Origin of the sequence: Allokutzneria sp. NRRL B-24872 (assembly GCF_002155965.1) — a bacterium.
In the GTDB taxonomy this organism is placed as follows: Bacteria; Actinomycetota; Actinomycetes; order Mycobacteriales; family Pseudonocardiaceae; genus Allokutzneria.
This window is the reverse complement of record NZ_MUMH01000076.1, coordinates 26,068-40,089: the sequence shown is the minus strand read 5'-3', so window position 1 is coordinate 40,089 and position 14,022 is coordinate 26,068. Positions and strand designations below refer to the sequence as shown.

The window sequence follows — 14,022 nt, the reverse complement described above, 5'->3', positions numbered from 1 at the left end:
CACACCAAGGTATGCGAATTCCCCCACGAGAGAGCGAGCACGTCATGCGACTGCCCGAGTACGCCTCCGTCAGCTCCCAGCAACGGGAGACCGAGCAGCACTGCGCTCGCGCACGGCTGGCCCGCCAGTTGGGCGGCGTCCAGCGGTGGGAGTGGGTCGCCCGCTTGGCGGCCGAGCGCCTCGGGCGGCTGAGATCACGATTACCGGACCGACCAATTGAGACAGTGGTGTCGCAATCCCGCCCAAATGGAGGCACCGCGTGGGGAATTGTCCGGCGTACCGTTGATCAATAGCCGATCTCGCCTGCTCGCCCAGGAGGTCGCCGTGGCCAGCCCGATGCCGCACAGCGCTCATGACCCGGTCAGCGGAACACCGTCCTGGGTGGACGTCTCGACCCATGATCTCGAAGCCAGCAAAGAGTTCTACGCCGAGCTGTTCGGTTGGGAGTACGAGACCGAGCGCCATCCCGCGATCGGCGACTACACCTTCGCGATGCTCGACGGCCACCCCGTCGCGGGTCTGCACGAGCTGCCGAACCGCCTCAGCGACGCGCCTGCGTGGAACCTCTATCTCCGCATGCGGCGCATCGAGACCGCGAGCGGGCGGGTGCGCAGGCTCGGCGGGAAGGTCCACTACGGACCGCTGGACATCGAGGGGCACGGTTCCCTGCTCGTGCTCGACGACCCCAGCGGCGCGCGCGTCGGCCTCTGGCAGCCGACCCGCCCGTGGCGCTTCGTCACGCGCAGGCCGGGCACCTTCGGCTGGGCCGACCTGAACACCCACTTCGCGCTCCGGGCGGACTCGTTCTTCGCAACGCTGTTCGCCTTCAGCCCGCGCCAGGTCGGTGACGGCAAGCGGTTCAACTACACGACGTGGTGGCTGCAGGGGAAGCCGTACCTGGGCAGGCTCGCGATGGGCGCCGACTACCCCGCCGAGGTCCCGCCGCACTGGATGATCTACTTCAACGTCAGCCCCAGGATCGGCACGGACGTCACCGCCGACCGCGCGCTCATGCTGGACGGCGCGATCGAGGTGGACCCCTTCGACTCGCCGTACGGCCGGACCGCGGTGCTGCGCGATCCGGGCGGCGCGACGTTCTCCGTGATCGACCCGTCCAGGCGCGCGATCGTGCGCTACTACGACGAGCGCTTCGACGACTGAGGTCGGCGCTAGAGCACCGGCACGAACAGGCTGAGCAGCAGCCACGACACCACGGCCGAGGGCAGCAGCGAGTCCATCCGGTCCATCAGCCCGCCGTGGCCGGGCAGCAGCGTGCCCATGTCCTTGATCCCCAGGTCGCGCTTGATCAGCGACTCCGCGAGGTCTCCCGCCGTCGCCGTGACCACCAGCGCGATGCCGAAGAGCACGCCCTGCCACCACTGGCCGTCCAGCATCAGCGTCAGGCTCAGGGCGCCCGCGACCATGCCCGCGACCAGCGATCCGGCGAAGCCCTCCCAGGACTTCTTCGGGCTGATCCTCGGCGCCATGGGGTGCTTGCCGAAGAACACCCCGGCCGCGTAGCCGCCGGTGTCGGAGGCCACCACGCCGACGATGAACGCGATCACCCGGCCGACGCCGTCCTCCGGCAGCACCAGCATCGCGGCGAACGCGGCGAACAGCGGCACGTAGGCGGCGGTGAACACCGATGCGGTGACATCGCGGACGAAGCCGTCCTGGCCACCCCGGAAGCGCCAGACCAGGCACGCCAGGATCGTCACGACGAACGCGGCGAGCACGCCGTCCCTGCCGAACGGCCAGGACAGCCACAGCATCGCCTGCCCGCCGACCAGCACCGGCAGCAGCGCCACCGAGATGCCCCGGCTGCGCTTGAGCGCGCCCGCGAGCTCCCAGGTGGAGACGGCGACCGCCGCGGCGATCACCGCGATGAAGGAGTGCCGGTAGGTCAGCAGGGTGAGCAGGATGACCGCGCCGAGCGCGACCCCGACGCCGATCGCGGCACCGAGGTTGCGCCCGGCCCGGGACGCTGGCTTGCCGGAGCCGCCGTCCGGCGCGTCACCCGACGCGCCGGACGTGCTCTCACGATCCCCGGCCAACGCGCTGGGGGAGGAAGGAGTGGGTCATACCTCGAGCAGCTCGGCTTCCTTGTGCTTGACCAGCACCTCGACCTGGGCGACGTACTTGTCGGTGAGTTCCTGGAGTTCCTTCTCCGCGCGCGCGCCCTCGTCCTCGCCCGCCTCACCGTCCTTGACGATGCGGTCGAGCTCCTCCTTGGCCTTGCGGCGGACGTTGCGGATGGAGATCTTGGCGTCCTCGCCCTTGGTCTTGGCGACCTTGACCATCTCCCGGCGGCGCTCCTCGGAGAGCTGCGGGATGATCACCCGGATCACCGCGCCGTCGTTGGTCGGGTTCACGCCGAGGTCGGAGACCCGGATCGCCTTCTCGATGGCGCCCAGCTGGCTCGCGTCGTAGGGCTTGATCACGGCCATCCGCGCCTCGGGGATGTTCACGCTGGCCATCTGGTTCAGCGGCGTCGGCGCCCCGTAGTACTCGATGTGGATGCGCGAGAACATGGAGGGGGTCGCGCGACCGGTGCGCACCGACTGGAGCTGCTCCTTGGCGACCGTCACCGCCTTGTCCATCTTCTCCTCGGCGTCGAAGAGAGTCTCGTCGATCACGGCTTCTCCTTAGTGTGCGTGCCGATGGAGCGGCTGGCGTTGGCGCTGCTCACGCCGGGACCGGCTCGGCGGGGGTGCTCACCAGCGTGCCGATCTTCTCACCACGCACCGCGCGCGCGATGTTGCCCTCCACCAAGAGGTTGAAGACCAGGATCGGCATGGCGTTGTCCTTGCAGAGGCTGAACGCCGTCGCGTCGGCGACCTCCAGGCCGCGCACCAGGACCTCCTGGTGGGAGATCTGGTCGAAGCGCTCGGCGCGCGCGTCCTTCTTGGGGTCGGCGGTGTAGACGCCGTCAACGCCCTTGGCCATCAGCACGACCTCGCAGCCGATCTCCAGCGCGCGCTGGGCGGCGGCGGTGTCGGTGGAGAAGTAGGGCATGCCAACGCCGGCGCCGAAGATGACCACGCGGCCCTTCTCCAGGTGCCGCTCGGCCTTGCGCGGGATGTAGGGCTCGGCGACCTGGCCCATCGTGATGGCGGTCTGCACGCGGGTGTCGATGCCGAGCTTCTCCAGGAAGTCCTGCAGCGCCAGGCAGTTCATCACCGTGCCGAGCATCGCCATGTAGTCGGCGCGGTCGCGCTCCATGCCGCGCTGCTGGAGCTCCGCGCCCCGGAAGAAGTTGCCGCCGCCGATGACGACGGCCACCTGCACGCCGGTGCGGACCACGTCCGCGATCTGGGTGGCGACGGTTTCCACGACGTCGGGGTCGACACCGACGGAGCCCCCGCCGAACATCTCGCCGCCGAGCTTGAGCAGCACCCTCTTGTAGGGCGGGTGCAGCATCACGTCGTCGGAGCTCACGTCAGTCCTCCTCGCGTCCCGCCTCGGCGGGGTCGTGGTCTGTCGGTTGCGCGATCCGTGCGCCACGGGTGGCACACGTGCCGAGGGCGGGGCCGCCGCGGCGTGACGCGCGCAGCAACCCCGCCCCCTGCTGACTCAGTTCTGGCCGACCTCGAAGCGCGCGAACCGGGTGACGGTCACGCCCGCGTCGGAGAGCAGGGCCTTCACGGTCTTCTTGGAGTCCTGCACGGAGGACTGCTCCATCAGCACGACGTCCTTGAAGAAGCCGTTGAGGCGACCCTCGACGATCTTCGAAAGGGCGGCTTCCGGCTTGCCCTCCTCGCGGGCGGTCTTCTCCGCGATCTCGCGCTCGTGGGCGACGAGGTCGGCGGGCACCTCCTCGCGGGTGACGTAGCGCGGCTTCATCGCGGCGATCTGCAGCGCGGTGCCGCGGGCGACCTCGTCGCCCTCGCCGGTGAACTCGACCAGCACGCCGACGGCGGGCGGCAGGTCGGAGGAGCGACGGTGCAGGTAGGTGCTGACGACGCCCTCGAAGACGACGACGCGGTGCAGCTCCAGCTTCTCGCCGATCTTGGCGGAGAGGTCGTGCACGGCCTCGGCGACGGTCTGGCCGTCGACGTCGAGGCCCTTGAGGGTCTCCACGTCGGCCGGCTTGTTGGCCTTGGCGACGGCGACGATCTTGTTCGCCAGCGCCTGGAAGGCGTCGTTCTTGGCGACGAAGTCGGTCTCGCAGCGCAGCTCGACCATGACGCCGCCGTCAGCGGCGACCAGGCCGTTGGCGGTGGTGCGCTCGGCGCGCTTGCCCACGTCCTTGGCGCCCTTGATGCGCAGCAGCTCGACGGCCTTGTCGAAGTCGCCCGCGGACTCCTCGAGCGCCTTCTTGCAGTCCATCATGCCGGAGCCGGTCAGCTCGCGGAGCCGCTTGACGTCGGCCGCGGTGTAGTTCCCCATGGTGCTGTGTTCCGTCCTTGATCGCCTACGTGGAGGGATGTGCTCTTGCTGGGTGGGTCCGACCGGGCGCCCCGCCCGTCACGGGGACGGACGGGGCGCGCCTGCGGTCAGGCCTGGGCGGAGTCGCCGCCCGCGGAGGCACCGGCGTCGGCCGTGGCCGGGGTCAGCAGCTCCTGCTCCCACTCGGCGAGCGGCTCCTCGCTGGCGACGCCGGCCTCGGGCTTGTCAGCGCCCTCGGCGGCGGCGGTGTTGCGGCCGGAGCGGGACATCAGGCCCTCGGCGACACCGTCGGCGACCACGCGGGTCAGCAGCGCGGCGGAGCGGATCGCGTCGTCGTTGCCCGGGATCGGGAAGTCGACCTCGTCCGGGTCGCAGTTGGTGTCGAGGATCGCGACGACCGGGATGTTCAGCTTGCGCGCCTCGCCGACGGCGATGTGCTCCTTCTTGGTGTCCACGATCCAGACGGCGCTGGGCACCTTCTGCATGTCGCGGATACCGCCGAGGGTCTTCTCCAGCTTGTCCTTCTCACGCGTGAGCATGAGGATTTCCTTCTTGGTGCGACCCTGGAAGCCACCGGTCTGCTCCATGGACTCCAGCTCCTTGAGGCGCTGGAGGCGCTTGTGCACGGTGGTGAAGTTGGTGAGCATGCCGCCCAGCCAGCGCTGGTTGACGAACGGCATCCCGACGCGCAGCGCCTGCTCGGAGATGGCCTCCTGAGCCTGCTTCTTGGTGCCGACGAACAGGATGGTGCCGCCGTGGGCGACCGTCTCCTTGATGAACTCGAAGGCGCGGTCGATGTAGGTCAGCGTCTGCTGCAGGTCGATGATGTAGATGCCGTTGCGCTCGGTCAGGATGTAGCGCTTCATCTTCGGGTTCCAGCGACGGGTCTGGTGTCCGAAGTGCACGCCGCTGTCGAGCAGCTGCTTCATGGTGACGACGGCCATGCCGTTTCACACCTCATGTGATCAGCGCGTCGGGCCTTGCCCCACGCGCGGGTGGGTTGTCGCGGGGACCGGGCCGGTCACCGCCCTGGTGCCCTGCCGTCACCCGGACCGAACGAGGAGCGCGAACCCCTCCGTCGGACCCCCGGGCGCCGCGCCCCGGTGAATCGGGACCCGCAGTAGCACGCGAAGTCGATCTGTGCAGTACAGACCGCGAACCGAGTGTACTCACCCCGGACCGGACGAGGAAAACGCGGCCCCACCAGATGCGGCCAGTTGTCCACAACCGCCCAGTCCATCCACAGATCCGCCCGCGCCGCCCGCTCCCCCACCTCCACCGAGCGACAGTGGAGCCCATGCCAACGCACCTCGCTCCCCTGCTGCTGGCCACCCTCCTGCTCCTGCCGCGGGTCCCCGCACCGACGAGCCTCGCGCCGTCGTCGGGCTTCGGCTGGCCGCAGGCGGGAACACCGATCGTCCACCGTCACTTCGAGCGCCCGGCGCACCGCTACGCGCCGGGTCACCGCGGCGTGGACCTGGCGGGAACGCCCGAGCAGCCGGTGCTCGCGGCGGGTGACGGCACGATCGCGTTCGCAGGTCAGGTGGCAGGGCACGGCGTGGTGTCCATCGACCACCCCAACGGTCTGAGGACCACCTACGAACCACTGACGCCAGCGGTCACAGCGGGCGCGGTGATCGTGCGCGGCGCGGTGATCGGCACGCTCCAGCCCGGTCACGCGGGGTGCCGTGGCCCACCGGCCTGCCTGCACTGGGGTGTGCGGCGCGACGAGGACTACCTCGATCCGCTCCGCCTGCTCCGGCGCCCAGCACTGCGCCTGCTGCCATGGGACGGCACGCGGCGCTAGGCGACACGTCGGCGCTCAGCCGTCCGACTGCTCCGAGAGCTTGGTGCGCAGCCGCAGCACGGCGCGGGTGTGCAGCTGGCAGACGCGGGACTCGGTCACGCCGAGCACCTTGCCGATCTCCGCCAGGGTCAGGTTCTCGAAGTAGTAGAGCGTGACCACGACGCGGTCGCGTTCGGAGAGCTGCGCGATGGCGTCGGCGAGCTGGCGCTTGCCGTCCTGGTCGACCAGCGAGGCGACCGGGTCCTCGGCGCGGTCGTCCGGCAACGTCTCGGCGAGCGAGGCGCTGCCCCGGCCCGCCGCGATCAGCTCGTCCAGTGCGACGACGGAGGTGAGCTGGAGCTGTGCGTACAGGTCGCGCAGATCGCTGACGGTGATGCCGAGTTCTTCGGACAGCTCGGCGTCCGTCGCGGAGCGCTGGAGCCTGGCTTCGAGCCGTTCGATGGCGCGCTCGACGTCGCGGGCCCTGCTGCGCACCGACCTCGGCACCCAGTCCTGGGCGCGCAGGTCGTCCAGGATCGCACCCCGGATGCGCTGCATGGCGTAGGTCTCGAACTTCAGGCCGCGCTCGGGCTCGAACTTCTCGATCGCGTCGACGAGGCCGAAGATGCCCGACTGCACCAGGTCCGCCACGTCGACGTAGGAGGGGAGTCCGGTACCCACACGACCGGCGACGTACTTGACCAGCGGCGCGTAGTGCAGCACCAGGCGATCGCGCAGCGGCTGCGCGCGGCTGCCCCCGTAGGCGCGCCAGAGCGCCACGATCCCGGCCTCGACCTCGTCGGCGCTGCGCAGCTCAGTGGAGGAGGAGGTGGTCTTCGCACCGCTCGCCTTCGAGGCGGGCTTGGCCGTCCCGGCACTCGCGGTCCCGGTCTTCGCGGGCTCGGCGGTCGCAGGCGCTGTGCTCGCAGGCGCGGCGGCCGCAGGCTCGGAGTTCACGGGCGCGGCGCTCTCGGGCTCGGCGCTCGGAGTTCCGGTGTTCGACGTTCCGGTGGCCTGCGGCTCCGCGGCGGCGTCGACCGACGCGGCCGGCGAGGTCTCGCTCTGCGCGGGCACGCCGGAAGCCGTTGCCGCTGAAGGGGTCCGGCCGGTCTCGTCGTCCCCGTCGGAGCCGGGGTGATAGGTCCGCGCAGGACGCCGCTGGCCCTGCTGCGACGTGGACGTCGTGGGCACAGTCGCCGTGCGGGACCCTCCCCCGGCAGCGTTAGGAACGGGGGTGGGTTCGGTCATGGATCGCCTTCAGCCGTTCGACGGTGACGTGGGTGTAAAGCTGCGTTGTTGCGAGCGTAGCGTGACCGAGCAGTTCCTGGACGCTTCGGAGGTCGGCTCCGCCTTCCAGCAAATGCGTCGCCGCGGTGTGGCGCAGGCCGTGCGGCCCCATGTCCGCGGCACCGGGAACAGCACCGACCACGTCGTGCACGACTCGCCGCGCGGTGCGCGGGTCCAGCCGCCGCCCACGCGCTCCGAGAAACAAAGCCGCTGGTGGTTCCCCCTTCGCCAGGAGTGGCCTGCCCTTGGCCAGCCAGTCGTCGAGCGCCTTCTGCGCGGGCACTCCGTAGGGCACGGAGCGTTCCTTGCCGCCCTTGCCGAGCACCCGCACGACCCGCCGCGAGTGATCCACGTCGCCGACGTCGAGGCCGCACAGTTCGGAAACTCGGATGCCGCTCGCGTACAACAACTCGACCACCGCGTGGTCACGGAGAGCCAGCGGATCGTCCTGCTCGGCCCCTGCCGCCGACGCGCGCATCGCCTGCTCCGCCTGCTCCGCGCGCAGCACCGTCGGCAGTTCCCGGTGCGCTCGCGGCGACGCCAGCCGCTCGCCCGGGTCCGCGGTCATGAGCCCGCCGCGCACCGCCCACGCCGTGAAAACCCTTGCCGAGGCCGACCGCCTGGCCAGCGTCGTGCGCCCCGCGCCGGAGGAGCGCTGCGCGGCCAACCACGACCGCAACACCGTCAGGTCCAACACACCGAGCTGTTCCCGCGCACCAGCCCGCTCCACGCCACCGCGCGCGGTGTTGCCACCCTGTCCAACGCCGTCGCGCATCACGACGTGTCGACCGTCGCCCTGCGCCGCGCGGCCAGCACCGCCACCGGCATCGCTGTGCCGTGTCGCGCCGTCGGTCGCAGCGCCGCTACCGGCGTCGTCACCGCCGGAGTCGCCGTTGCGTCTCGTGTCAGCGGCCATGTCATCGCGGGTGTCGTCGTCACACCTCACGCTGTCCTGGTCGTCGCGGTCGGCGCCGACGTGGAGCCGCGCGTCACGAGCCTGGACGTCCTGGGCAGAAACGCTCGGGGCCGCGCCGGTGTGGGGCTGGCCCTTGTGGGCGAGGTGGCCCAGCAGGGAGACGACGTCGCCGACGTAGGCGCGCACGGTGTTCGGGGACAGGCCGCGCTCGCTCGCGAGGTGGCGTTCGAAGTCGCCGACCACCGCGCCCAGCGCGCCGGGCAGGTCGGCGCGGAGCCGGACCAGGTCGACGCGGGACGGCCGACGGTGAGTGAGGGCGTCCATGGCGTGCCTACCGCCACGTCCCGGAACGGGGCGAGGGCCGCACCGATCCTCGTGGATCAGCGCCCTCGCGGGTCGGGACTACGGCAGCCACATGGTCACCGTAGGGGCCAGGGGCGACTACGCCAACCACTTGACCGACAGGTGGACGCAGGCAACCACTCGTCCGGGGGTAGCCCGGCCGAGCAAACTTCCACACCCACGGCGACGATCTTCACCTGCTCGGCACGCGTTTGCTCAGGTAGTCGGGGTGATGGGTCCACCTCCTCCCGCCTGGGAGGGCGCGGAGCGGCCGGAACTCCGCCGCCACCCTGTGTCACCGCGCTGGGCGAGCCCGGCGATCTCCAGCATGGGCAGCACGGCACGCACCTGTCCGAGTGGGATGCCCGCCTCCATCGACACCTGCTCGGGGCTGCTGCCCGTGCGCTCGTGCAACGCCTGGTGCACGCGCAACGAACGCGGGTCGAGCGAGTCGGTCGGGCGGACCGGAGCGTCGGCCTCCACGGTGAGGTCGCCGCCGATCCTGCCGATGGACTCCGCGACCTCGGCGACGCTGGTGACCGCCTGGGCCTCGCCCTCGCGCAGCATCGCGTGGCACCCGACCGACATCGCCGAGGTGATGGGCCCGGGCACGGCGAGCACCATCCGGCCGAGCGTGCGCGCGGTGGCGGCGGTGTTGCTGGCGCCGCTGCGCAGCCCGGCCTCCACCACGACGGTGCCCTCCGCCAGCGCGGCGATCAGCCTGTTGCGCACGAGGAACCGATGCCGCCCGACCCTCGTGCCCGGCGGGTACTCGCTGACCACCGCTCCGGCAGCGGCGATCCGATCGAGCAGACGCGCGTGCCCCGCCGGGTAAGGGACGTCGACACCGCAGCCCAGCACCGCCACCGTCCGACCATCGGCGGCGAGGGCACCACCGTGCGCGGCGCCGTCGATGCCGTACGCGGCACCGGAGATCACCGTGAACCCACGCCGCGCCAAGCCGTGCGCGAACTCGGCGGAGACGTGCTCGCCGTAGCCGGTCGCCGCCCGCGCTCCGACGATCGCGACGGACTGCTCGGTCAGCTCGGCGAGGTCGGGGTCACCGCGCACCCACAGCGCCACCGGCTCGGCGGCGTCCGCGCGTCCTCGGATCGCCGCGGCGGTGAAGGACAGCAACCGCCACGCGGGCCATCCGTCGTCCTCCGGCACGACCAGCCGAGCACCAGTCGCTGCCGCGGCGCGGAGGTCCGCGTCCGGACGCCAGATCTCGGCGCGCGCGCTGGTCACCTTCGCCACCTCCGCGGGCACCTCACCGGACCGGATCAGCACGGCCGCCCGCTGTGGACCGTGCAGGGCCACGAAAGCGACGAGCGAGGGCGCGGGAGGCTCCGCGACGCGCGACAGGTAGGCCCTGGCCACCTCGACGGAGGGCAGCGCGCCGGTCACATCGGCCTCCCGCGCGCGACGCCGTCCGGCAGGCTGGGGTCATGGGCGAGGACTTGGGCAGGTGGGAACCCGCCACCCCGGCGGAGGTCGGCGCGCTGTTCGCGGCCTTCCGGGGACCGTGGTGGATCGCCGGGGGCTGGGCGATCGAGTTCGCCATCAATCCGTCCACTGTGGACGGAATGCGCCCGCACGCCGACATCGACGTGCTGGTCCTGCGCGAACACCACCTCGGAGCGCACGACGTCCTCCCAGGGTGGGAACTGTGGGCGGCGGACCCACCGGGAACGCTGCGCCGGTGGCCGCCCGGCGAGGTGCTGCCGCCGACCGTGCACGACGTGTGGTGCAGGCAGAGCGCGGAAGCGCCGTGGCGCGTCCAGCTGATGATCGACGAGTCGCGCGGCACCGAGTGGATCTCGCGGAGGGGCAACGGAATTCGCCGCCCGCTGGCGGAGATCGGCCAGGTCACCACCGGAGGATTGCCGTTCCTGCGACCGGAGATCCAGCTGTTCTACAAGTCCCGGGGCATGCGCGCCAAGGACGAGCAGGACTTCCTCGCTGTGCTCCCGCACCTGGGCGCCGACCAACGGCGGTGGCTCAGCGACGCCATGCCGAAGGGGCATCCCTGGCGGGAACTGTCGCTCGATCACGGCTGAGCGAGTCACGCCGACCTCCGATCGCGGAACTCCAGCGCTGAAGCCACCTCGTCCACCCCTGGCTTGTCGAGCCCAGCCAGATCGGCGAGCGTCCAAGCCACCCGCAAGCACCTGTCGGCACCTCGGCCGGTCACCACGCCGATGTCCAGTCCGTGGTCCAAGAGCTCGATCGCTTCACGCGCCAACGGGAAGTCCCGCCGCAGCACGGTTCCCGGCACCTCGGCGTTCGAGCCCAACCCGTAGGCGGACCACCGGTGCGCAGCACGCCGCCGCGCTTCCTGCACGCGTTCGCGCACGACCGAAGTCGGCTCGGGCTCGGAGCCGTCGCAGGCGGACATCGCGGTGAGCGGGCGCATCCGCACCCGGATGTCCACGCGGTCCAGCAACGGGCCGGACAATCGGGCCAGGTAGCGGCGGCGAGCGTTCGGCGGGCACAAGCACTCGGTGTCCCTGGGCGGAGCGCACGGGCACGGATTGGTCGCCAGCACGAGCTGGAACCGAGCGGGATACCGGACCACGCCGTCGCGCCGCGCCAGCCGAACCTCGCCCTCCTCCAACGCCGTGCGCAGCGTCTCCAGTCGATGCGGTCCGAACTCGCAGGCCTCGTCCAGGAACAGCACGCCGCGGTGCGCCCGACTGACCGCACCCGGCTTGGCCAGTCCTGTGCCTCCACCGACCATCGCGGGAACCGAGAGCGAGTGGTGCGGGGCGACGAAGGGCGGCGAGTCGATCAGCGGCGCATCGGCCGCCAGTGCGCCTGCGACGGAATGGATCGCGGTGACCTCCAACGCCTGCTCCGGCGTCAGCTCCGGCAGAAGTCCGCACAGCCGTTGAGCCAGCATGGTCTTGCCGGTGCCAGGCGGCCCCACGAACAGCAGGTGGTGCCCGCCAGCGGCCGCCACCTCCAACGCCCACCGGGCCTCGGGTTGACCGAGCACATCGGCGAGATCGACCGCGGACGTCCGCTTGGCCGGAGCCCGCTCAGGCGGGGTCTCCAGGCTGTGTTCGCCGCGCAGGCAGGCCAGGACCTCGTCGAGCCGATGCGCCCCGAAGACCCGCATGCCGTCCACCAGGCCGGCCTCGGGAAGCGCCTCCGCGGGGACGATGGCCTCGCTCAGCCCGGCCCTGCGCGCCGCCAACAGGCCGGGCAGCACACCGCGAACCGGTCGTACCCTGCCGTCGAGCGCCAGTTCACCGATCAGCGCGAAGCCGTCCAGCACGTCCGCCGGAATCGCCTTGGCAGCGGCCAGGATCGCGCAGGCGATCGCCAGGTCGTAGCCGGAACCGCCCTTGGGCAGAGCAGCCGGGGAGAGCCCCAGCGTGATCCGGTGCGCCGGCCACTGCTCGCCGCTGTTGCGCACCGCCGCCCGCACGCGCTCCTTGGCCTGTTGCAACGCCGCGTCGGGCAGACCGACCAACCGCACGGCGGGCAGGCCCGCGCCGATGTCGGCCTCCACCTCCACCGCGACGCCGTCCACCCCGAACAACGCGACGGACCACGCTCTCGCCAGTCCCACTCAGACCACCCCGCGCCGGTGGTCGATGAAAGTCCTGCCGTCCGGGCGGCACAGCACCGCGACCACGTCGCAGCGGATCGCGCACCACCCGACGCGGTGGACCGACAGCCACTGCTGGGCCAACACCCTCATCCGGCGCAGCTTCGCCTGGGTGACCGCCTCCTCCGGGCGGCCGAACCCGGTGTCGGAGCGGGTCTTCACCTCGCACACCACCAGCGTCTCGCCATCGCTGGCCACCACGTCCAGCTCACCGAGGCGACACCGCCAGTTGCGGCTCAGCACCACCATGCCCTGGCGTTCGAGGTAGCAGACGGCGAGGTCCTCACCCCTGCGTCCCAGCTCCTGGTTGGCCGCTCCACGTCGCGTCCCCACACTGCCTCCTCCCGCGAGTCCCACCTCGACGAGTCCCACCTCGACGATGCGGCATCCACGGAGCGCCCAGAGCCGCTCGGGAGCGATCTGTGGACAACCACCACCGATGTGGACAACCAGCCGCATCAGGTCCGCGAAGGGCGCGAAAGAGTCAGGGGCGCGTGCTGTGCGCACGCGCCCCTGACGGGAAGAACCGAGTGGTTACTGGCCGAACGGCCCGGGCTCCGGCAGCCGCAGATCCGGCTTGTCCAGCTCCTCGACGTTGACGTCCTTGAACGTGATCACCCGGACGTTCTTCACGAACCGGGCGGGCCGGTACATGTCCCACACCCAGGCGTCGGACATCCGCACCTCGAAGTACACCTCGCCGTCGGCGTTGCGCACCTGCACGTCAACGGCGTTGGCCAGGTAGAAGCGGCGCTCCGTCTCCACGACATAGGAGAACTGACTGACTATGTCGCGGTACTCCTTGTAGAGCTGCAGCTCCATCTCGGTCTCGTACTTCTCGAGATCCTCCGCGCTCATGCGGTCCGCGCCCCTCCTGCTTGCGAGCCTGCCACCCCGGGCACGGGGGGCACCCCATTCTGAACCACTCCGGCTCGATCCAAGTGCAGCAGCCCTGATCTGACCCGGCGCGGCGCGCGCATGCCGTGCTCGGCAGCCGCCGCCACCACGTTGGCATAGGACCACCGGTGCTGGTCACTCGGCCCGTGTTTGAGCAGCGCGGCCGAGTGGTCGGCGGTCGCGTAGCCCTTGTGCACGTCAAATCCGAACACCGGCAGATCCTCGTGCATTCCGGCCATGATGCGGTCCCTGGTCACCTTCGCCAGCACCGAGGCGGCCGCGACGCACGCGGCGGCCTGGTCGCCCTTGACCACGGCCACGCTCGGCGCGGTCAGCCCGGGAACCCGGAACCCGTCGGTCAGCACGTAGCCGGGGTGCTCGGCGAGCCGGGCGACGGCGCGCCGCATGCCCTCGATGTTGGCCACGTGCACCCCGATGCAGTCGACCTCGGCGGCGTCGACCACCACGACCGCGTGGTCAGCGGCCCGCTGCAGGACGAGGTCGTACATCCGGTCCCGGGCGGCCACGGTCATCAGCTTGGAGTCGTTGAGCCCTTCCAGGCGCCGCACGTCGCCCGGGCGCAGCACGCAGGAGGCGATGACGAGCGGACCGGCGCACGCGCCCCGCCCCGCCTCGTCCACCCCGGCGACCGGCCCCAGGCCCCTGCGGGCGAGGGTCGACTGCAGCGCCCAGGTCCCGGTGCTGGAACGCACAACCGCCCTCGGTGGCCTCGGCACGGGCAGCCGGGCACCGGGGGCGGTGCGCACGAGAGCTGTCATCAGCAGCGCT

General features: G+C 71.2%; 15 protein-coding genes and 1 pseudogene. 3 read left to right on the top strand and 13 right to left on the bottom strand.

What is annotated here, in order from left to right; all coding sequences use genetic code 11:
- Positions 1-324 precede the first annotated feature (324 nt).
- Positions 325-1,161: a VOC family protein gene (locus CCN37_RS20655; RefSeq protein ID WP_086823574.1), complete on the top strand. Its 837-nt coding sequence runs from the start codon at positions 325-327 to the stop codon at positions 1,159-1,161.
- A gap of 8 nt (positions 1,162-1,169) precedes the next feature.
- Here the strand turns inward: CCN37_RS20655 and CCN37_RS20650 are convergent, their stop codons facing one another.
- The 5 genes from CCN37_RS20650 to rpsB all read right to left on the bottom strand — a co-directional run bounded on the left by CCN37_RS20650 (position 1,170) and on the right by rpsB (position 5,333).
- Positions 1,170-2,054 carry a phosphatidate cytidylyltransferase gene (locus CCN37_RS20650; RefSeq protein WP_086823572.1) on the bottom strand — a complete coding sequence of 295 codons (885 nt, stop codon included), beginning with the start codon at positions 2,052-2,054 and terminating at the stop codon, positions 1,170-1,172.
- A 24-nt stretch (positions 2,055-2,078) separates the two neighbouring features.
- The gene (gene frr, locus CCN37_RS20645) at positions 2,079-2,636 is read right to left on the bottom strand and encodes a ribosome recycling factor (RefSeq protein ID WP_086823569.1); all 558 of its coding nucleotides are present in this window, start codon (positions 2,634-2,636) and stop codon (positions 2,079-2,081) included.
- Between the two features lie 49 nt (positions 2,637-2,685).
- Positions 2,686-3,420 carry a UMP kinase gene (gene pyrH / locus CCN37_RS20640; protein WP_086823631.1) on the bottom strand — a complete coding sequence of 245 codons (735 nt, stop codon included), beginning with the start codon at positions 3,418-3,420 and terminating at the stop codon, positions 2,686-2,688.
- 153 nt (positions 3,421-3,573) lie between these two features.
- Positions 3,574-4,389: a translation elongation factor Ts gene (gene tsf, locus CCN37_RS20635; protein WP_086823565.1), complete on the bottom strand. Its 816-nt coding sequence runs from the start codon at positions 4,387-4,389 to the stop codon at positions 3,574-3,576.
- 107 nt (positions 4,390-4,496) lie between these two features.
- The gene (rpsB, locus tag CCN37_RS20630; RefSeq protein ID WP_086823562.1) at positions 4,497-5,333 is read right to left on the bottom strand and encodes a 30S ribosomal protein S2; all 837 of its coding nucleotides are present in this window, start codon (positions 5,331-5,333) and stop codon (positions 4,497-4,499) included.
- Positions 5,334-5,686: 353 nt separating this feature from the next.
- On the opposite strand from rpsB, the gene CCN37_RS20625 reads away from it, so the two are divergent.
- A complete protein-coding gene (locus tag CCN37_RS20625; RefSeq protein WP_168200763.1) occupies positions 5,687-6,196 on the top strand; it encodes a M23 family metallopeptidase in 510 nt (169 codons plus the stop codon).
- A 15-nt stretch (positions 6,197-6,211) separates the two neighbouring features.
- On the opposite strand, the gene CCN37_RS20620 is transcribed toward CCN37_RS20625, so the two are convergent.
- The 4 genes and pseudogenes from CCN37_RS20620 to dprA form a co-directional block, all read right to left on the bottom strand.
- Complete coding sequence (locus tag CCN37_RS20620; protein ID WP_086823627.1) at positions 6,212-7,132, bottom strand: FliA/WhiG family RNA polymerase sigma factor; 921 nt, start codon at positions 7,130-7,132, stop codon at positions 6,212-6,214.
- A 265-nt stretch (positions 7,133-7,397) separates the two neighbouring features.
- Complete coding sequence (locus CCN37_RS20615; protein WP_086823629.1) at positions 7,398-8,237, bottom strand: tyrosine recombinase XerC; 840 nt, start codon at positions 8,235-8,237, stop codon at positions 7,398-7,400.
- A 270-nt stretch (positions 8,238-8,507) separates the two neighbouring features.
- Positions 8,508-8,702, bottom strand: a pseudogene (locus CCN37_RS20610) (site-specific integrase); the annotation flags it as partial.
- 234 nt (positions 8,703-8,936) lie between these two features.
- A complete protein-coding gene (gene dprA / locus CCN37_RS20605) occupies positions 8,937-10,127 on the bottom strand; it encodes a DNA-processing protein DprA (RefSeq protein ID WP_246843196.1) in 1,191 nt (396 codons plus the stop codon).
- Positions 10,128-10,168: 41 nt separating this feature from the next.
- Here dprA and CCN37_RS20600 point away from each other — a divergent pair, with 41 nt between their 5' ends.
- Complete coding sequence (locus CCN37_RS20600; protein ID WP_086823556.1) at positions 10,169-10,780, top strand: amino acid transporter; 612 nt, start codon at positions 10,169-10,171, stop codon at positions 10,778-10,780.
- A 5-nt stretch (positions 10,781-10,785) separates the two neighbouring features.
- Here CCN37_RS20600 and CCN37_RS20595 read toward each other — a convergent pair whose 3' ends face one another.
- From CCN37_RS20595 to CCN37_RS20580, 4 genes are all read right to left on the bottom strand, one after another.
- On the bottom strand, positions 10,786-12,297 hold the full coding sequence (locus tag CCN37_RS20595) for a YifB family Mg chelatase-like AAA ATPase (RefSeq protein ID WP_086823553.1): 1,512 nt from the start codon (positions 12,295-12,297) through the stop codon (positions 10,786-10,788).
- On the bottom strand, positions 12,298-12,669 hold the full coding sequence (locus tag CCN37_RS20590) for a YraN family protein (protein WP_246843194.1): 372 nt from the start codon (positions 12,667-12,669) through the stop codon (positions 12,298-12,300).
- Positions 12,670-12,870: 201 nt separating this feature from the next.
- Positions 12,871-13,194, bottom strand: coding sequence for a DUF2469 domain-containing protein (locus CCN37_RS20585; RefSeq protein ID WP_030430520.1), 324 nt, complete (start codon positions 13,192-13,194; stop codon positions 12,871-12,873).
- Entirely contained in the window at positions 13,191-14,012 is an 822-nt protein-coding gene (locus CCN37_RS20580) for a ribonuclease HII (RefSeq protein ID WP_086823547.1), read from the bottom strand. The genes CCN37_RS20585 and CCN37_RS20580 overlap by 4 nt, the downstream gene beginning before the upstream one ends.
- Positions 14,013-14,022 lie beyond the last annotated feature (10 nt).

What these genes read in the sequence shown, in the direction of transcription:
- pyrH (WP_086823631.1), bottom strand. Translation starts at nt 3,420, where the DNA reads ATGCTGCACCCGCCCTACAAGAGGGTGCTGCTCAAGCTCGGCGGCGAG.
- tsf (WP_086823565.1), bottom strand. Translation starts at nt 4,389, where the DNA reads ATGGGGAACTACACCGCGGCCGACGTCAAGCGGCTCCGCGAGCTGACC.
- rpsB (WP_086823562.1), bottom strand. Translation starts at nt 5,333, where the DNA reads ATGGCCGTCGTCACCATGAAGCAGCTGCTCGACAGCGGCGTGCACTTC.
- CCN37_RS20625 (WP_168200763.1), top strand. Translation starts at nt 5,687, where the DNA reads ATGCCAACGCACCTCGCTCCCCTGCTGCTGGCCACCCTCCTGCTCCTG.
- CCN37_RS20615 (WP_086823629.1), bottom strand. Translation starts at nt 8,237, where the DNA reads ATGCGCGACGGCGTTGGACAGGGTGGCAACACCGCGCGCGGTGGCGTG.
- CCN37_RS20600 (WP_086823556.1), top strand. Translation starts at nt 10,169, where the DNA reads ATGGGCGAGGACTTGGGCAGGTGGGAACCCGCCACCCCGGCGGAGGTC.
- CCN37_RS20585 (WP_030430520.1), bottom strand. Translation starts at nt 13,194, where the DNA reads ATGAGCGCGGAGGATCTCGAGAAGTACGAGACCGAGATGGAGCTGCAG.
- CCN37_RS20580 (WP_086823547.1), bottom strand. Translation starts at nt 14,012, where the DNA reads ATGACAGCTCTCGTGCGCACCGCCCCCGGTGCCCGGCTGCCCGTGCCG.